The organism is Pseudarthrobacter sp. NPDC059871 (assembly GCF_042731175.1).
Taxonomy (GTDB): Bacteria; Actinomycetota; Actinomycetes; order Actinomycetales; family Micrococcaceae; genus Arthrobacter.
The window spans coordinates 238,553-255,583 of the sequence record NZ_JBHWJV010000003.1 but is presented as its reverse complement, the minus strand read 5'-3'; the positions used below and the strand labels follow the sequence as shown (position 1 = coordinate 255,583).

The window sequence follows — 17,031 nt, the reverse complement described above, 5'->3', positions numbered from 1 at the left end:
CTAAATTTGCTGTATTCTCGTGTCAGTACCGCAACGGCGAGGAGATGATCATGGCAGCACCCACCCTGCAAGTACGCCCGGCCGCAGGCAAGCTGTGGTCACGGCTCCTGCTGCTGGGCCCGGCGTTCGTCGCCGCCATCGCCTACGTGGATCCCGGAAATGTCGCCGCCAACCTCACCGCCGGCGCAAACTACGGCTACCTGCTGGTCTGGGTGCTGGTAATGGCCAACGCCATGGCGGTCCTGGTGCAGTACCAATCCGCGAAACTGGGCCTTGCCACCGGCCTGAGCCTGCCGGAAATCCTTGGCAAGCGGCTGGGAACCCGCTCCCGGCGCCTCTACTGGGTGCAGGCCGAGGTGGTCGCCGGGGCCACCGACATGGCCGAAGTCATTGGCGGTGCCGTGGCCCTGAACCTGTTGTTCGGGCTGCCGCTGCTGCTGGGCGGGGTCATTATCGGCATCGCCTCCATGCTGCTGCTGGCGCTGCAGACGGCCCGCGGACAACGGTCCTTCGAGTACGCCGTCCTGGTGCTCCTTGGAGTGATCGCCGTCGGCTTCATGTCCGGCCTGTTCGTCAACCCGCCCGACGCCGGCAGCGCCCTGGGCGGACTGGTTCCGCGTTTCGAGGGAACGGACACCGTCCTGCTCGCCGCCAGCATGCTCGGCGCCACGGTGATGCCGCACGCCATCTACCTCCACTCCGCGCTGGCACGTGACCGGTTCGGCTTTTCCCCGGACCCGGCCGTGCGGACCCGCCTGATCCGAGCCACCCGGTTCGATGTGCTGGGTGCGCTGCTGCTGGCCGGCGTAGTGAACATCTCGATGCTGCTGCTGGCTGCATCCAGCCTGCGCGGCATCGAGGGAACGGACACCATTGCCGGGGCCCACGCCGCCGTCTCCGCTGCTTTGGGACCAGCCATCGGCGTTGTGTTCGCTGTGGGGCTCCTGGCGTCCGGCCTGGCCTCCACCTCGGTGGGCTGCTACGCCGGCGCAACCATCATGGGCGGCCTGCTGAAAGTCCGGATTCCGCTGCTGGTCCGCCGGGTCATCACCCTCATCCCCGCCCTGGTAATCCTCGGGGCAGGAATCGAGCCGACACTCGCCCTGGTCCTCAGCCAGGTGCTGCTCAGCTTCGGCATTCCGTTTGCACTGATCCCGCTGATCCGGCTCACCGGCAAACGCGAGATCATGGGCATCCACGTAGACTCCCGGGCACTGAAGATCGCCGGCTGGACCAGCGCCACGCTGATCGTGGGACTGAACTGCGTACTGATCGCCCTGACCATCGCCGGGCAATCCTGAAGCCTGATCCCGAAAACGCTCCCGGGGGCGTCCGGAAGCTAGGCTGAAACCATGGCCACCACGCACCGCCGCCCGCCCGCACCACAGCCGGAGCTGTACCGGTTCGCTCCCCTGGACTTCGCCGCGCTGGCCACCTATGTGGCCATTGCCGGCATCTTCACCGTGGCCGGCGAGCTCCTGGCACCGGCGCTTCAGCAACTGGCGCCCTCCCCGGCGGCGGCGTCCTACCTGGTCAACCTGATCTTCTACGGATCCGTGGCAGTCCTGGCGTTCCTGGCCGCCCGGCGGGTAGTCGTAAGGGATCTGAAGGTCCTGGCCACCCGCCCGTGGTTCACACTGCTGATGGTCCCGGCCGCGGTGATCGTGATGATGATCCTCACGGCCGTGGTGGTGGCTGCCGGCGGGGAGGCTCAGACCTCCGCCAACCAGGCCGGCCTGCAGTCGCTGATGCAGCAGGTCCCGGCCTGGCTGATTGTGCCTGTGCTGGTGGTGGTGGGCCCGTTCGTGGAGGAGTACATCTTCCGGCACCTCCTGATCGGCAAGCTCAGCAGGCGGCTGAACATCTGGCTGTGCTGTGCCCTGTCCGTGGTGGTATTCGCCGGCATCCACATCGCCGGCCAGGAGGCCATCACCCTGACGGCGCTGCTGCCCTACCTGGCCATGGGCGCCACCCTGGTGTTCGTCTACGTCTGGACCGGCCGGAACGTGATGTTCTCCTATTTCGTCCACGCTGCCAAGAACCTGCTGGCGGTGGTCTTTATCTATGCCATCCCGCCGGAGCTGTTTGAACAGCTCCAGCAGGCGCAGGCCTGATTCCTAGGGCGCTCCGGCGCTCCCCCGCAGGACCAGGCGGTGGCTGCCGGCGGTCCGTCCCGTGATGAACACCTTGACCCCCTCCGAGGCGTTGGTCCCCGCCAGGTAGCGGTAGTTTTCGCCCGGGTTGTACGCGGGCGGAGTGTCGGGATCAGCCGGCAGGCCCGGCCCGAACTCGATGGTGTCAGCGCCCACCCGGTAACTGCCGGTCCCCTCCACGAGCTGGAAGGCTTCCGGCGTGCCTGACGCCGGGACCACGCCGTCGAGTACTCCCCCGGGCCGGAACGTCAGTTCCAGTGCAAAGGCGGTGTCCGCACCGTCGAAATCCAGCTCCAGGACGGTCTGCCCCGGCCCGGTCCGGACGGTTATGTCCGTGCCCAGCCGGTGGACCACCGTGGGCCTGCCGGGAAAGTCCATGCTGGCGCTGAACCGGCCCTCGTGGCCCAGCGCGTAAACGCCGTCCTCCCGCCTGCGGGCGGCGGGCAGCGGCAGGTAGAAGTTCGCTGAAAGTTCCTCGGACAGCCGGACCGCGGCGCCGTTCCGTACCGTGTGCTGGCTGCGGAACGGGCCCAGGTCGAAGAAGCTGCGGGACAGCCGCACCCCGGAGAGGACTGCTGCTCCCTGTGCGAACCGCAGGAACGTGGGGTTGCTGGCCAGCCCGGACACCACGCCCGGGACCAGGTTGTCGCAGCCGCCGTACACGGTGGTCACCGCGCCCCCGGCCCGGAAACGGTAGGCGCCGCAGGCTTCCAGTGCGGCGTCGGCCGGAGTGAGGGGAACGGGCAGGGTGCTGTCCGGTGCCGCCGCTGCTGCCGTCCCTTCCGGGAGGGCGGCGTGCAGCCAGGGGTCCAGCCGCAGCAGCGCCAGCAGTTTGCCGGGTTCGTGCAGCGGGAGCGTCCCCAGCCACGCGGCCGCCGCGGCAAAGTCCGGGTTGGCATCCTGGTTGGCCAGGCGCCGGTAGAGCGGAAGGAAGGGGGCGGCGTCGAAGTCCATCCACTGGTCCTGCCGGCGGGAGAACACGGACTCCAAAGTTCCGTCCGGGTTGAACCAGGGCAGGAACGCCGTGAGGTTCCGGCGGACATGGTCCAGCAGTTCAGGGCGGCCCGCATGGTCAGCGATGGCCAGCATGGACGGGTTGGTCACGGCCGAGGCGTACAGTGCGCTGCGTTCGGAGTACATGCCGTCCGGCAGCTGGTCGATGCCTTCGGCCAGCCATTCGGTGATCCTGTCCGCGATGTCCTGCCGCGGCTGCAGCGCGTTGATCCTGGCCAGGGCGGCGCTCAGTTCCCAGCGGTGGTTGGGGGTGTGGACTCCCCCGGACACCAGTGCGCCGGTGGCGCGGGAGATGATGCCGGCCAGCCTGGCCTCCGCGTCTGCGAGCGCCTGCCCGGGCGTCTCCAGGTCGCGGATGATGCCCAGTGCGATGCACGCATCGTTGAGGGTGAAGGCGGAATCCGGTGGCGAACAGAGGTTGGTGCCGTCGAACAGGCCGGTGGGGCCCTGCAGCTGTTCGAGCCGGTCCAGGCACCGGCGCATCGCATCACCGGTGCCTGTTGCGGGGGACGTTCCCCCGGCAACGCCCCCGCCGGAGACGACACCGCCGTCCCCGCCGGAGCCGTCTCCGGTGGCAACATCCCCACCGGCGCAGTAGAAGGCGGAGCCGGGCTCCATGGTGACCGCTGCCAAAGCCAGCAGCCTGCCCATGGCGGCGCGGTGTGGAAGGCCTGCGGCGTCGTCGTGCGTGGCCAGGAACGCTGCCACGCTCCTGTCTGCCGCCTCCAGTACCCGGGCGCGGAAAGCCGTGTCAGTTGTTGTTGTTTCCACGGCCCTAGTCCTTCAGTCCGGCGCTGACATCGGCGTTGAGCACGTACTTCTGGAACACGAAGAACACGAACACCAGCGGCAGGAGGGAAATTACCGAGGCACCCAGCAGCACCGGCCAGTCGATGTTCTCCGCGCCAACGATGCTGCGCAGCGCCACCTGCAGCGTGTACCACTTGGGGTCGTTGAGCACGATCAGCGGCCAGATGTAGTCGTTCCAGCGCCATTGGAAGGAGAAGATGGCCAGCGTGAACAGGATGGGCTTGGACAGCGGGAGCATGATCCGGAAGAAGATGGCCAGCTCACTGGCGCCGTCGATTCGGGCGGAGTGCAGCAGGTCGTCGGGGACCGTCAGGAAGAACTGCCGGAACATGAAGACGCCGGTGGCCGTCAGCACGGAGGGCACGATGATGCCTGCCAGCGAGTTGTACAGCCCCAGGTCCCGGATGACCGAGAACGTGGGATTCAGGATGACCTCGGTGGGCAGCATGGTGGTGGCGAGGATGCACACGAAGAACAGCCGGGTGCCCTTGTTGTTGTACTTGGCCAGGGCATATCCCGTGCAGGCGCTGAAGAAGACCGTGAGGACCGTGGTGACGATGGAAACCGTCGCCGTGTTCAGGAAGTACTGGGCGAAGTCCACCCTTTCCCAGGCGTCCACGAACCCCTGGAAGGTCCATTCGCGCGGAATCATGGACAGCGGGTAGCTGAAGAGTTCGCTGCCTGGCTTGAAGGAGCTGAGCAGGAACCAGAGCAGCGGGAACGCATAGATGGCGGCGATCAGCCACGTCACCACGGTGAGCGGGACGGAAGCCTTGGCCCGGGCCTCCCGGTTTCCCCGCGGTTTCCTCCGAGTGTTGGCGGGCGGCGAAGCAGGGGTGTTTCCCGCCCCGATGGCCGCTTCCTCGGCGACGGCGGGAGGCAGGTTGGCAGCTGTTGCCATGGGTCAGCCCTTCTTCCGGTTGAACCGCAGCTGGATCAGTGCGATGGCCAGCAGGACCAGCATCAGCACCATGGAGGCGGCACTGGCGTAGCCCACCTTGGACTGTTCGAAGCCGGTCTTGTAGATGTACTGCACAATCAGGGTGTTCTCCGTGCCCGGGCCGCCGTTGGTAAGTGCCTGGATCATGGCGAACTCCTTCATCGCATGGATGGTGGAGAGCAGGATGACCATGAACGACGTCGGCGCGATGCCCGGGAGTATGACGTGGCGGAAGCGCTGCCACGCGTTCGCCCCGTCCAGCTCGGCTGCCTCCAGCAGGGCCTCGGGAATGTTCTTCAGCGCGGCGATGAAGAGGAGCATGTTGAACGCGGTACCACCCCAGGCCGAGGCGAAGATGACCACCGCGAGGGCCAGGTTGCCGTTGCTGGACCACGGAACGGGGCTGCCGCCCAGGAGGGAGATGACGAAGTTGACGAAGCCGAAGTCCTGGCCGAACAGCCACTTCCAGATCACGCCCACCACGATGGGCGAGATCAGCCAGGGCAGGAAGATCACCATCTTCGCCGCGGTGCGGCCGCGGACGGCCTTGCTGACCAGCAGCGAGGCCACCCCCAGCGAGCACACGTACACCAGCGGCACTGACAGGACGGTGTAGACGAAAGTCCTGCTCAACGCCGCATAGAACGTGCTGTCCGCGAGGAGCTTCTGGAAATTGGCCAGGCCGATGAAGTGAAGCTTGCCCACCCCGCGGTAGTCGGTGAACGAGTACAGCATTCCCAGGGCACCCGGCCAGACAAAGAAGACCAGGAAGAGCACCACGTTGACGCCCACCAGGACCAGCGGGGCGATGACGTAGCGGTTGCGGCGTTTCTGCTGCGACTTGCTCCGGAAAGCCCCTGCGGGGGGCTTCCCGGGAGCCGCAGTAGTGCTGATGGTTGGGTTTGCCACTGGCTTAGGCGCCGTTGTAGAGCTTCACGATGTTGTCCACCGTGGTTTTGGCATCCTGGCTGCCGGAGAGCATCTTCACTGTCTCTTCGCGCAGCGGGTCTCCCGAGAACGGGGTTTCGGAGTACGCCTCGGCCACCACGCGCTTGATGGCGTTGTCGCCCTTGGCGTCGTTCGCGGCGATCTGCTTCTGGTACAGCTCAAAGGACGGCTGCTGGAACTTGTACTCCACCTTGAGGTCCTTGGCCGGCAGGTAGCCGCCCAGCTGTGCGAACTCGGTGTAGTTGGCGTCCTCGTAGAACCAGTCGATGAACTTCTTGGCTTCCTCGTCCGCGCCGGTGTCCTTGAAGGCCACCATGAAGCCGCCGCCAAGGTTGGTGGCGTTGACTTCCTTCTTGGGCAGCGGCACCGAGAGCCACTCGAAGTCCTTGATGTTCTTATTGAAGTCGGCCACCTGCCAGCTGCCGGAGTAGTACGCGGCCACCTGGCCGCTCTTGAACATGGCGTTGCCGTCCTCGCCGCTGAGCCAGACGGACTTGGGCATGGTCTTGTCGTCGTTGATCTTCTGGAAATACTCCAGGGTTTCCACGGCCTTGCTGTCGCCGGCGTACTTGCCGTTCTCCTTGGCGAAGGCGGAACTGCCGAACTCATACATCATGGCGCGAAGGCGGTGACCGGAGCGGTCCATGACAAAGCCGTACTTGGCGCCGGCCTTTTCCCGGACCTCGTTGACGGCGGCAATGAATTCGTCCCAGGTCCAGGTGCCATCGATGGCGGTGGGGTACGTGACCCCCGCCTTATCGAACAGGCTCTTGTTGACGAACAGGCCCACCGCGGTGAGGTCCGAGGGGATGGCGGGGATGATGCCGTCCGGGGATTCCTGCAGGTACTTTTCGTCGATGCCGTGGGACTTGGCGATATCGGAGAGGTCCTGCAGCTGGTTGGCCCACAGCGGGTCGAGGCCGGTGACGCGGGCCAGCGCCGGAAGGTCGTTGGCGGTGGCGGCGTTCTTGAGCTTGGTGGTGATGTCCGCGGTGGGCACGTCCACCACCTCGATGGTGATTCCCGTGGCTTCCTTGTACTTCTTGGCCGCCGCCGCGAACGCGCCGCCCTGGTTCGTGTCACCGGAGAGGACCAGCTGGAGCGTCTTGGACCCGGAGTCCGAGGAGCCGCCCCCGCCGCCGCAGGCCGTCAGTCCGGCAGCAAGGACTGACAGTCCGAATGCGGTCAGGCCGAACTGGCGGCGGGTGATGCTTGAGATTCTTGTCTTCTCTGACAATGGTCTGTCCTGTCTCTCAGTGCTCCTGGCCTTGCAGCAAGGCCTTTGCCGATGGTGAAAGCTAAGCCCATTCCGGCAGCCCTGCCGGCAAGGAAAAGCCTTTCCGGACCCAACTGTGACCTATGTCATGACATATTGTCAAGAGCACTTTTCAGCGTTGTAGATGCTTCTCCATCGTGGGTAGACGTGCCCCTACCGCTGGGGCGCATGCGCCTTTACCGTGGTGGGATGGGACTGAATATCCAAATTGTCATCGACTGCCGCCGGCCGCACCAGCTCGCGGACTGGTGGGCCGAAACCCTCGAGTGGTCGGTTGAGCCGCAGGACGCCGGGTTCATCCGCTCCATGATCGAGCAGGGCTTCGCTACAGAGGACCAGACCACTACCCACCATGGAAACGTGGTGTGGAAGGACGGGGCCGCCATCCGGCCACCGGAGGAAATCGACACCAAGGCACCCAGCCGCCGACTCCTGTTCCAGACCGGTGAGGAGGAGAAGGTGGTCAAGAACCGGGTGCACTGGGACGTCAACCTCGCCGGCCGGGACAAGGACGATGTCCGGAGCGAGCTGGAAGCACGGGGCGCCACGTTCCTGTGGACGGCGCGCCAGGGACCGCATTCCTGGCACACCATGGCGGACCCCGAGGGGAACGAGTTCTGCATCTCCTAAGCACGATTACTAGACTTGGACGGTGAGCAACCAAATTCCCGCCCCGGTGTCCGATGTCTTCGATCCCACCCGCTGGCGGGTGGTAGCCGGTTTCGAGGACTTCCAGGACATGACCTACCACCGCCAGGTGGAGCGGGACGCCGACGGCGGCTGGGTGCGTGACCTGCCCACCGTCCGGATTGCCTTCAACCGTCCCGAGGTACGCAACGCCTTCCGCCCCGGCACCGTGGACGAGCTCTACCGTTCACTGGACCACGCCCGGATGACCCCGGATGTGGCCACCGTCCTGCTCACCGGCAACGGCCCCTCGCCCAAGGACGGCGGCCACTCGTTCTGTTCCGGCGGTGACCAGCGGATCCGGGGCAGGGACGGGTACAGATATGCCGACGGAGAGACGCAGGAGACCATCGACCCCGCCCGCGCCGGCCGGCTCCACATCCTGGAAGTCCAGCGGCTCATGCGCACCATGCCCAAGGTGGTCATCGCGGTGGTCAACGGCTGGGCGGCCGGCGGCGGGCACTCGCTGCATGTGGTGGCGGACCTGACCATCGCCTCCCGGCAGCACGGCAAGTTCAAGCAGACCGACGCCACGGTGGGCAGCTTCGACGCCGGCTACGGCTCGGCACTGCTGGCCCGGCAGATCGGACAGAAGGCTGCCCGCGAAATCTTCTTCCTGGCACGCGAATATTCCGCGGAGGACATGGTCCGGATGGGTGCCGTCAACGAGGCCGTGGACCACGACCGCCTCGAGGACGTGGCCCTGGAATACGCCGCGGACATTGCACGGCAGTCACCGCAGGCCATCCGGATGCTGAAGTTCGCATTCAACCTGGCCGATGACGGCCTGGCGGGCCAGCAGGTCTTCGCCGGCGAAGCCACCCGGCTGGCCTACATGACGGACGAGGCGGTGGAGGGCAAGGAAGCCTTCCTGCAAAAACGGGACCCCGACTGGTCCGGCTTCCCGCACTACTTCTAAGGCAGGAGCGGTACATGAACAGCACCTCCCCCAACACCAGCCACCTCAACATTGAGCCCGTGCTCAAGGCCCTGGCTGCCGCGCTCCACGGCGAGGGTCCCGCCGTCGAACTTTCCATCGGTGCGGACGGCGCCCTCGTGGTGGGCCACATCGAAACACCTGGCTGCGACGACGCGGTGGCAGTGGTCCGCACCTCCGGTTCCACCGGTGCGCCCAAGGCCACGGTCCTGACCGTGGAGTCCTTGGCGGCCTCCTCGATGGCCACGGCGCTGGCGCTCAAGGGCGAAGGCCAGTGGCTGCTGGCCCTCCCCGTGCAGTACGTCGCCGGCATCCAGGTCCTGGTGCGCTCACTGTTCGCCGGGACCCGGCCGTGGGTGATGGACATGTCCGGCGGCTTCACGCCCGAGGCCTTCACAGCCGCAGCCCTGGAGCTCACGGACAAGATCCGGTACACGTCCCTGGTCCCCACCCAGCTGCAGCGGCTCCTTGACGATCCTTCCCCTGACACGCTCGCCGTGCTCCGCCGTTTCAACGCCATCCTGCTGGGCGGCGCCCCCACCCCGCCCGCGCTGCTCGACGCGGCCCGCGAGGCCGGTGTCCGCGTGATCACCACGTACGGCTCGGCGGAAACCTCCGGGGGCTGCGTCTATGACGGCTACCCGCTGGAAGGCGTGTCCGTCCGGGTGGCCCCGGACGGCCGCATCCACCTGGGCGGCGACACCATTGCAGCCGGGTATATCGAGGCCCCGGACGAGGAAACGGGCACCTTCTTCGAAGAGGACGGCGTCCGCTGGTACCGCACCAGCGATATCGGCAGGATCGACGACGACGGCCGCCTCACCGTGCTGGGACGCGCCGACGACATGATCATCACCGGCGGCATGAAGGTTTCCGCCGCGGACGTCCAGGAAAAGCTGGAAAAGTCCGACGGCGTTGCGGCGGCTTTCGTGGCCGGCGTTCCGTCCGAGGAATGGGGCCAGGCCGTGGCCGCCTACGTGGCGCTCGCCGCGGGAGGCGCCACGGGCGACGATCACGCGGGTCCTGCCGCCGACGTCGACGGCCTCCGGGACTCCTGGCACCGGGAACTGGGCTTTGCTGCGCCGAAAACCGTCCTCACCGCGCCTGCCCTGAAGATGCTGCCGAACGGAAAACCGGACCGGCTGGCCATGACTGCCGAACTCAGCGCCCTGCACCAGGGAAAGTAGAGTGGACCTGCACTACTGCGGCGCCTGCCTGCCTGGCATCCTGCCGCTTACACGAAACAACATGAGGTACTGACCGTGGCAACTGCCGCCCAATGGATCCAAGGCGCACGCCTGAGGACGCTTCCCGCCGCGATTGCGCCGGTGCTTATCGGCTCCGCCGCCGCCTATGCGATGGATTCATTCCTTCTGCCCAACGCCATCCTGGCGGCGCTGGTGGCCCTCCTGCTGCAGGTGGGCGTGAATTTCGCCAACGACTACTCGGACGGCATCCGCGGAACGGACGACGACCGCGTGGGTCCGCTGCGCCTGGTGGGTTCGGGGGCCGCCAAGCCGGAACACGTCAAGCGGGCTGCGTTCGCCACGTTCGCCGGCGCCATGGTGTTCGGGCTGGCACTGGTGGTCATCACCCAAAGCTGGTGGCTCATCCTGGTGGGCCTCGGCTGCGTCATGGCCGCCTGGGGCTACACCGGCGGCAAAAACCCCTACGGCTACATGGGCCTGGGCGACGTCTTCGTGTTCGTGTTCTTCGGCCTGGTGGCCACCCTGGGAACCACCTACACCCAGGCCGGGCAGGTCAGCCTGCCAGCCGTCATCGGCGCCATCGGTACCGGGCTGATCGCCACCGCCCTGCTCATGGCCAACAACGTCCGGGACATCCCCACGGACATGCAGGCGGGCAAGAAGACCCTCGCCGTACGGCTGGGAGACAAGCACGCCCGCGAAAGCTACGTTCTGATGCTTGCCGTCGCCATCCTGCTGGTGGTCATCCTGGCTCCGGGGCGGCCGTGGATGCTCATTGTCCTGCTGCTGATCCCGGCCTGCCTCATGCCGGCCTGGCTCATGATCAACGGCCGCAAGCGCAAGAGCCTGATCCCGGTGCTCAAGCAGACCGGGTTGATCAACCTTGGCTACAGCGTCCTGTTCTCACTGGGACTGGTGCTCAGCCACGGCTTCTGAGCCGACTTGTACCGGCCAGGGATAACCCGCCGTGGCCGGCTGGCCGGGTCAGTTGCGGGGCTTGGGGTTCCTGGCGTCATTGTTGATGGCGACGTCCGGATTGGCATCCAGCAGGGCGTCCTCGGCGTTTGCATCCTGGACCTCGCCAGCGGAGCGCAGCGGCTTGGCCTTGCCGGAGAAACGGTGGTGCAGGTTTGCCGTTGCAGCGTCCCGCTGCTTCTGGAAGAAGAGGTAGCTCACGGCGAAGGCGATTACGCCGGCAAAGACCACGGACATCAGTGCGCCCAGCTGCATGAGCATGAAAACGACGAACAACGGCACGAAGAGCGCCAGGCGGATCAGGGAATATTTCAAAAAGGCCACATTCAAGTTTAGCCGCCTCCCGCCCGCAACCCCCTGCGCCTGCGGACGATAGACTTAGTGGCATGCTTCTCCGTGTGGCTTTGGCCGTGGCAGTCCTCGTCATCTTTGTGTATGGCCTCGTGGACGTGATCCGAACCGATGGCCGTCTGACCCGCGGAATTTCCAAACCCGCCTGGATCGTAGTCATGATCATCCTGCCGGTGCTGGGCGCGATTCTTTGGCTCCTCATTGGCCGTCCCCGTGAAGCAGCACCGCAGCAGCCAAGTTACCGCCACCCCACCGCCCCGGACGATGATCCGGAGTTCCTCCGCAATCTCGAGGTCCGCCGCCGCAACGAGGCAGAAGCCGCGCGGCTGAAAAAACTCAAGGACGATCTCGAGGCCAAGGCCAAGGACGCCGACGGTAACAAGGGCAAGCACGAAAACGACCACGATACCGACGGACTGAAGTAGGGCCCATGGCTTACGACCCTGACGGAGAAGAACGGCTGCGCACCACGCCCACCGGAACAGCCCCGCCGTCAGGGCCAGACGCCCAACCCTCGCCGCCTCCCCGCCCGGGGCTGTCCTACGCGGCTCCGGCGCCCATCGCCGTCGTCCCTCCCGTCCCCGGTACCGTGCGGCTTGCCCGGACGATGTGGGTCCTCAGTTTCGTAGCGGGACTGGCCGTCCTGGTGGGGTCCTTCCTCAGCCGCGACGGGCATCTTGAGCGCCTGCGCACGGTGGTGGACGGGATGGCCCCCGGCGGTGATGCGGAGGCCGTCAGCACCGCCAGCGGTATCGTGTTCTGGGGCAGCGTGGGGGCACTCCTGCTGGTGATCCTCCTTGAGGCCGCCCTCCTCGGCGCAATCCTGGCGCGGCACGGCTGGGCACGATGGGCGCTGGTCCCGCTGCTGGCGGTGCATGCCGTGGTGACGCTGCTCGCCACGGCGTTCCTGATGCCGGAAGGCGAGAGCGCCAACTACGTCATGGTGCTCTGGGGAGCCCAGCTGCTCCTCGCCCTGGTGGGACTGGTCCTGTTGTTCCTCCCGGCCTCCAGCGCCTGGCTCAAGAGCCGCCGCACAGCCCGCCGTTAGGCGCTGCGCTGCCGCTGCAGAGCGGATGACTCCGCCAGAACGCCCTCACAGCTGCGGATCACCACACGGCAGGCATCGATGGCCGAACGTTCCGTGAGCGGATTCTCGGCAAGGGCCCGCCACCGCAGCAGGCAGCGCCGGGCCTCGTCGGAAAGCTCATCCGGCGTGGCGGCCGCCTCCAGGCCCAGCCTCACGTGGGTGGCGGCACCCAGTCCGCCGACGAGCCGTTCCGCGTCGGCCGCAAGATCGGGTTTCAGTGGGACACCCGTGGTGCGCAGAATTGCCAGCAGCCGCAGTTCGCGGAATTCATGCGCATTGGCCTGCAGCCGTTCAAGGGAGCCGGAGAGTTCTTCCGTCCCTTCATGCGGACTGGACCGCAGGAGCGCCTCGACCCCCACCAGCGCCGTACGCGCCTTGAGGGCCCCGGCCCGGGCCTGGAACTGCCGCTCCAGCAGTTCCAGCAACGGATCCAGGCCGCTGCGCCGGGCAAGTTCGTGGGCCAGCGGGGTGGGTTCATTGAAGCCGTTGCGGATAAGGACCACGGCCAGCCGGATGCCGAACAGTCCGAACCTGGCAAGCAGCGAAGCCCGGGCCTCCGGGGTCAGCCGTTCGGGTTCGGAGCCGCGGAGGAACCGGTCCGCCGAGAGCATCATTTTTTCCCGGGCCGCACGGTCCAGGCCGGCCAGCAGCTGAAGCGAGGCAAAGTCCTGTTGCCGGAGGCTTCGGGCGGTCTGGGCGAGCAGGCCCGCCACCGGCACCACCCCCAGCGCGAGCTTCCGGAGATTGTGGTCCCGCCGGTACCGTTCGGCGATGTCGCCGGCGGAGAGCAGGGAGTCAATGCGGCCGGCGCCCACCTCATCGGCCCGGGACAGCACGGCCAGCGCGTTGACGGTACCGGACCTGCCCGATTCGGTGTCTTTGAACGATTCCAGGAACCGCAGGTCCGAAGCGTGCATATGCCGCATTAGGTATACGATCGCGTCAGCCTGGGACGGTGCGTCCGCCGGAGTGAGGAAGCCGGTGGCGAGGGCTGACACATCCTCGGAGAGCGACGCGATGCCAGGGGTATCGATCAGCGTCATGGTCCGCAGCGTTGGCGAGGGCCACTCGACCTCCAACCGCTCGGTGTCTTCGGCGCGGACGTTACCCAGGACAAACACCAGCCGACCGTCCACCCGTTTCAGCGGCAACGGCCGCGGTTCGCCGTCGCGCGGGTGAAGCATGATGCGGGGTGTGCGGCCGTACCGGTACCACGTGACGATCCGGGTGCACTCGCCGGTGTCCGTGGGCGCGATTTCTTCGCCGATGATGGCGTTCAGCAGTGTTGACTTGCCGGCCTTGACCATGCCGGCGATGGCAATCCGGAGGGGCTCTGCCAGCCGCTGCCCGTACCCCTCCAGCAGTGCCACTGCAGCGGAGTCGTCAGCGTAGACGTCCAGGGCGTCCCGGACCAGGCCCGCGGCCCCGGCAACGGTATCCGCAGTCATCCGGCCGCCGCCGGCGCCAGGGGCCGGGACGCTGCCACTTCGGCCGCCACCGCGGCCGCTGCCGCGTGCAGGGCGTCCACTTTCTTGAGTTCTGCCTTGATGTCCCTGATCCGTACGTCCTTTTGCAGGGTGAACGTGGTGGCTGCCTTCTGGGCCACGGCCACGGAGTCGGACAGCGACCTGTGGTGTTCCTCGGCGATTTCGGTGAAATGGTCCCGGATGGACCGCTGCACCAGCCGCAGGCGGTCCTTGAGCTGCTTGCCCACCTGGAACGTCACATCATCGATTTGGCGCCTGACCAGTGCCTTGGCCTCGCCCTGCCGCCGCTTGAGCCGGGCATCCCGGTCCTCCCGGTAGGCCTTGCGTCCCAGCAGCAGGCCGGCGCCCACGGACAGCGGGTTGATCAGCGCCATGCCGAAGATCCCGGTCAGCAGGCCGAACATCAGCACACCGCCGTAGGAACCGCGCATGCCGATCAGGACCTTCTGCATGGGGTTGATGCGGCCGGGGTCGAGCGCCGGCATCTCCTCCACGGGGTCCAGGGCATCGCCGGTGTCCGAAACCCGCAGCGCCGGGATCCTTACCTCGTCGGCAGCAAAGTGCTCGGCCACCTGCGAGGCCAGCCAGTGGGCCCGCTCGCTGGTCCACACGAAGGTGTCTGAGATGGCTGCGGCGGAGCATTCCTCCAGCCACTTGGAGAACTCGTTCCACGTGGGCCCGGGGTCGCCCTGGTCAATGGCAGCCTCGGCCTCCCTCTGGATCCGGCGGAGCCTGTCACGGAGGTCGTACTCCATGTCCGCGATGAGGTCGCTGATGCCGTCGCTGAGGGTGATCTGCCAGCGGGCCGAACGCTTCCGGAGATCGTCGGCTTCGGTTTTGGCCAGTTCAAGTCCCGCGATCATTTGGGGCGTGCCGGCGGGATTCTCGAGGGCATCAAGTTCGGACTGCAGGGACAGCCGCAGGTTTTCGGTGACCGAGAGCAGGTCCTGGCTGAGGTGCCTGCGCTGTAGCCGCTCCGATTTGCCCACGATTTCGTTGCGCAGGTGCCGGACCAGCGCCGGGAACCCGGACTCGCCGTTCAGCTCGGCGTCCTGCAGCCGGCTGGCCTCGAGACGGAGGTCCGAGGACACCGGGAAGAGCGGGATGTCCGGTGCAACGGTGTCCAGGCGGGACCGGTCCATGTCCGCCACACGCCGCCACTCCGGATAGAGGTCCGTCTTGGACAGCACACCCACCACGCTGGGGGTGATCCGCATTGCCTGGCGGAGGAAGCGAAGCTCGGGTTCGGTGTATTCCTGGGAGGCGTCGGAGACCAACAGCATGGCATCGGCCGTAGGGAGGGCCGTGAGGGTGGTGAGCGTGTGGGAGGAGCCCATGCCGCCCACGCCCGGTGAGTCGATGACCGTCAGCCCGCCGGTGAGGATCTTCCGCGGCAGGTACACCTCGGCGGCCACCAGTTTCTTGCTGTTGCCTGGATTGCCCTGCTCGGAAACGTACGCGGCGATGTCCTCGATGGGGATGGGCTGGCGTTCAACGCTTCCCTCCTCGCCGCCGTCGGAATCTGCCTTGGGAACAAGGATGGCTGCCGAGGCCGGTTCGCCGTGGCGGACCACTGTGGGCACCGAGGTGGCAATGTCGTCGTCCACCGGGCAGACCGGCGCGTTCACCAGGGCGTTGATCAGCTTGCTCTTGCCCTGCTTGAACTCCCCCACCACAATGACGCGGACGCTCGGGTCCCGCAGCCGTCCCGCGGCCTGCTCCAGGCGTTTGCGGAGGTCGGCGCGGTCTGCCGTCTGGGCCAGCTGGAGGCCGTGCTCCACCAGCTTGATCAGCTGTCCCGCTGTCATCGGTGTTGGTTTTGCCGGTCCTGCTTCTGCCACAGTGTGTCCTTTGCGTCGGGCTCCGGGGTGAAAGGCGGGCTAAGCCGGGGATAGCCCGGCAGGAGGGTTACCCCTCCTGCCGGGCTTTCTGGCCGGACCGGGATCAGAGGATCACGGTGTTGTCCTCGACTTCGATGTCGGTCTCGGAGTTGTCCTGGAAGGAGTCTTCCACCTGCAGCGAGTTGTCCTGGAAGGAATCCTCCACCTCCACCGAGTTGTCCTGGAAGGAGTCCTCGATCTCGACGTCGGTGTTGATGGAGTTGTCCGAGTTGTCGGTGGTGCTGGTCGAGTTGTCGGAGTTGTCCGTGGTGTTGGCGACGTTGTCCAGGGCGACGTCGATATCCGTGTTGGTGGAGTTGTCCGAGTTGTCCTGGAAGGAGTCCTCGATGTCCACGTCCGTGTTGATGGAGTTGTCCGAATTGTCGGTGCTGGTGGTGTTCCCCACGTTGTCCAGGTCGACGTCGATGTCGGTGGAGTTATCCGAGTTGTCCGAATTGTCGTTGTACGAGCCGTTGGTGGAGTTGTCAGAGTTGTCGGAATTATCCGAGTTGTCGTTGAACGAGTCGTCCACGTCGAGGTCCACGTCGGTGTTGAAGGAGTCGTCGATGTCCGTCTCTTCGTTGCCGATATTGACGTCGCCGCCGGCACGGATGGAGTTGTCGGTGGAGTTATCCGTCGAGTTGTCCGAGTTGTCGTTGTAGGAGTCTTCGATGTTGTTGGAGTCATCGACGTCGGCGTCGTCACCGGCAGCGATGGAGCGGTCGCCGGAGGCGATCACGGAATCGTTGTCGAACCACTGCTTGACGTCGCCGTCGGCCCAGATGTTCTGGTTCACGGACTGGTCAACAATGTTGTCCCGGTCATCCACCGTGGAGGTGTAGGAGTAGTTGTTCACGATGTGGTGCAGCTGCTGGATCGCGTGGCCATGGTCATCGTGGTCGTGATCGTGGTGTCCGCCGTTACCGCCGCCGGCGGGGGGCGGGGTCACTGCGCCGGTGCCGCCACCGTTCTGGCCTGTATCGGCGCGGTTGCCGCCGGTGCTGTACTCGCGGTCGAAGCGGGAAGCGTTGACCGTGATGGGGGCGTAGTCCAGCACTACGGGCATTGCGGCATCCACGTCTGCGGAGCATACGCCGCCCAGGCCGTGGTCTTCCAGGACGCGCTCCGGATCATCCAGGAATTCCTGGGCCGCCTGGCGGTCGCCGAAGAGGCTCATCAGGAACTGGACGAGATCATTTGCGAGTGTCATTTCGTGGTCCTCAATCTTCTCTGTATTGCGGATCACCGGGCATCGTTGCCGGGTTGAAACCAACGTAC

At 66.2% G+C, this 17,031-nt stretch carries 16 protein-coding genes; 8 read left to right on the top strand and 8 right to left on the bottom strand.

Features of this window, described 5'->3' with window-relative positions; all coding sequences use genetic code 11:
- Positions 1–50 precede the first annotated feature (50 nt).
- Positions 51–1,301 (top strand): Nramp family divalent metal transporter, encoded by a 1,251-nt coding sequence (locus tag ACFV4R_RS06270; RefSeq protein ID WP_268156235.1) that lies wholly within the window; start codon positions 51–53, stop codon positions 1,299–1,301.
- Between the two features lie 51 nt (positions 1,302–1,352).
- Positions 1,353–2,114 carry a CPBP family intramembrane glutamic endopeptidase gene (locus ACFV4R_RS06265; protein ID WP_377201435.1) on the top strand — a complete coding sequence of 254 codons (762 nt, stop codon included), beginning with the start codon at positions 1,353–1,355 and terminating at the stop codon, positions 2,112–2,114.
- A 3-nt stretch (positions 2,115–2,117) separates the two neighbouring features.
- Here the strand turns inward: ACFV4R_RS06265 and ACFV4R_RS06260 are convergent, their stop codons facing one another.
- The 4 genes from ACFV4R_RS06260 to ACFV4R_RS06245 are packed head-to-tail and all read right to left on the bottom strand — an operon-like array spanning position 2,118 to position 7,102.
- Positions 2,118–3,938: a hypothetical protein gene (locus ACFV4R_RS06260; protein WP_377201436.1), complete on the bottom strand. Its 1,821-nt coding sequence runs from the start codon at positions 3,936–3,938 to the stop codon at positions 2,118–2,120.
- Positions 3,939–3,942: 4 nt separating this feature from the next.
- Positions 3,943–4,878 carry a carbohydrate ABC transporter permease gene (locus ACFV4R_RS06255; RefSeq protein ID WP_377201437.1) on the bottom strand — a complete coding sequence of 312 codons (936 nt, stop codon included), beginning with the start codon at positions 4,876–4,878 and terminating at the stop codon, positions 3,943–3,945.
- Positions 4,879–4,881: 3 nt separating this feature from the next.
- Positions 4,882–5,826 carry a carbohydrate ABC transporter permease gene (locus ACFV4R_RS06250; RefSeq protein ID WP_377201438.1) on the bottom strand — a complete coding sequence of 315 codons (945 nt, stop codon included), beginning with the start codon at positions 5,824–5,826 and terminating at the stop codon, positions 4,882–4,884.
- Positions 5,827–5,830: 4 nt separating this feature from the next.
- Complete coding sequence (locus ACFV4R_RS06245) at positions 5,831–7,102, bottom strand: ABC transporter substrate-binding protein (protein WP_377201439.1); 1,272 nt, start codon at positions 7,100–7,102, stop codon at positions 5,831–5,833.
- Between the two features lie 228 nt (positions 7,103–7,330).
- Between ACFV4R_RS06245 and ACFV4R_RS06240 the strand changes: the two genes are divergently transcribed.
- The 4 genes from ACFV4R_RS06240 (at position 7,331) to ACFV4R_RS06225 (ending at position 10,909) form a co-directional block, all read left to right on the top strand.
- Positions 7,331–7,771 carry a VOC family protein gene (locus ACFV4R_RS06240; RefSeq protein WP_377201440.1) on the top strand — a complete coding sequence of 147 codons (441 nt, stop codon included), beginning with the start codon at positions 7,331–7,333 and terminating at the stop codon, positions 7,769–7,771.
- A 22-nt stretch (positions 7,772–7,793) separates the two neighbouring features.
- Entirely contained in the window at positions 7,794–8,747 is a 954-nt protein-coding gene (locus ACFV4R_RS06235) for a 1,4-dihydroxy-2-naphthoyl-CoA synthase (RefSeq protein WP_268156223.1), read from the top strand.
- 14 nt (positions 8,748–8,761) lie between these two features.
- Positions 8,762–9,952 carry an AMP-binding protein gene (locus ACFV4R_RS06230; protein WP_377201441.1) on the top strand — a complete coding sequence of 397 codons (1,191 nt, stop codon included), beginning with the start codon at positions 8,762–8,764 and terminating at the stop codon, positions 9,950–9,952.
- Positions 9,953–10,027: 75 nt separating this feature from the next.
- Complete coding sequence (locus ACFV4R_RS06225; protein WP_056076218.1) at positions 10,028–10,909, top strand: 1,4-dihydroxy-2-naphthoate polyprenyltransferase; 882 nt, start codon at positions 10,028–10,030, stop codon at positions 10,907–10,909.
- A gap of 48 nt (positions 10,910–10,957) precedes the next feature.
- On the opposite strand, the gene ACFV4R_RS06220 is transcribed toward ACFV4R_RS06225, so the two are convergent.
- Positions 10,958–11,272 (bottom strand): DUF4229 domain-containing protein, encoded by a 315-nt coding sequence (locus ACFV4R_RS06220; RefSeq protein WP_377201442.1) that lies wholly within the window; start codon positions 11,270–11,272, stop codon positions 10,958–10,960.
- A 62-nt stretch (positions 11,273–11,334) separates the two neighbouring features.
- On the opposite strand from ACFV4R_RS06220, the gene ACFV4R_RS06215 reads away from it, so the two are divergent.
- On the top strand, positions 11,335–11,724 hold the full coding sequence (locus ACFV4R_RS06215) for a PLD nuclease N-terminal domain-containing protein (protein ID WP_377201443.1): 390 nt from the start codon (positions 11,335–11,337) through the stop codon (positions 11,722–11,724).
- Between the two features lie 5 nt (positions 11,725–11,729).
- A complete protein-coding gene (locus ACFV4R_RS06210; RefSeq protein ID WP_377201444.1) occupies positions 11,730–12,347 on the top strand; it encodes a hypothetical protein in 618 nt (205 codons plus the stop codon).
- Here ACFV4R_RS06210 and ACFV4R_RS06205 read toward each other — a convergent pair.
- The 3 genes from ACFV4R_RS06205 to ACFV4R_RS06195 all read right to left on the bottom strand — a co-directional run bounded on the left by ACFV4R_RS06205 (position 12,344) and on the right by ACFV4R_RS06195 (position 16,963).
- Positions 12,344–13,834 (bottom strand): dynamin family protein, encoded by a 1,491-nt coding sequence (locus tag ACFV4R_RS06205; protein WP_377201445.1) that lies wholly within the window; start codon positions 13,832–13,834, stop codon positions 12,344–12,346. The genes ACFV4R_RS06210 and ACFV4R_RS06205 overlap by 4 nt on opposite strands.
- Positions 13,831–15,681, bottom strand: coding sequence for a dynamin family protein (locus ACFV4R_RS06200; RefSeq protein ID WP_377201644.1), 1,851 nt, complete (start codon positions 15,679–15,681; stop codon positions 13,831–13,833). The genes ACFV4R_RS06205 and ACFV4R_RS06200 overlap by 4 nt, the downstream gene beginning before the upstream one ends.
- Before the next feature lie 136 nt (positions 15,682–15,817).
- Positions 15,818–16,963, bottom strand: coding sequence for an IniB N-terminal domain-containing protein (locus ACFV4R_RS06195; RefSeq protein ID WP_377201446.1), 1,146 nt, complete (start codon positions 16,961–16,963; stop codon positions 15,818–15,820).
- Positions 16,964–17,031: the final 68 nt, after the last annotated feature.

Excerpts from the sequence above, each read along its gene's own strand:
- ACFV4R_RS06270 (WP_268156235.1), top strand. The coding sequence starts at position 51 with ATGGCAGCACCCACCCTGCAAGTACGCCCGGCCGCAGGCAAGCTGTGG.
- ACFV4R_RS06265 (WP_377201435.1), top strand. The coding sequence starts at position 1,353 with ATGGCCACCACGCACCGCCGCCCGCCCGCACCACAGCCGGAGCTGTAC.
- ACFV4R_RS06255 (WP_377201437.1), bottom strand. The coding sequence starts at position 4,878 with ATGGCAACAGCTGCCAACCTGCCTCCCGCCGTCGCCGAGGAAGCGGCC.
- ACFV4R_RS06240 (WP_377201440.1), top strand. The coding sequence starts at position 7,331 with ATGGGACTGAATATCCAAATTGTCATCGACTGCCGCCGGCCGCACCAG.
- ACFV4R_RS06230 (WP_377201441.1), top strand. The coding sequence starts at position 8,762 with ATGAACAGCACCTCCCCCAACACCAGCCACCTCAACATTGAGCCCGTG.
- ACFV4R_RS06215 (WP_377201443.1), top strand. The coding sequence starts at position 11,335 with ATGCTTCTCCGTGTGGCTTTGGCCGTGGCAGTCCTCGTCATCTTTGTG.
- ACFV4R_RS06210 (WP_377201444.1), top strand. The coding sequence starts at position 11,730 with ATGGCTTACGACCCTGACGGAGAAGAACGGCTGCGCACCACGCCCACC.
- ACFV4R_RS06205 (WP_377201445.1), bottom strand. The coding sequence starts at position 13,834 with ATGACTGCGGATACCGTTGCCGGGGCCGCGGGCCTGGTCCGGGACGCC.
- ACFV4R_RS06200 (WP_377201644.1), bottom strand. The coding sequence starts at position 15,681 with ATGACAGCGGGACAGCTGATCAAGCTGGTGGAGCACGGCCTCCAGCTG.
- ACFV4R_RS06195 (WP_377201446.1), bottom strand. The coding sequence starts at position 16,963 with ATGACACTCGCAAATGATCTCGTCCAGTTCCTGATGAGCCTCTTCGGC.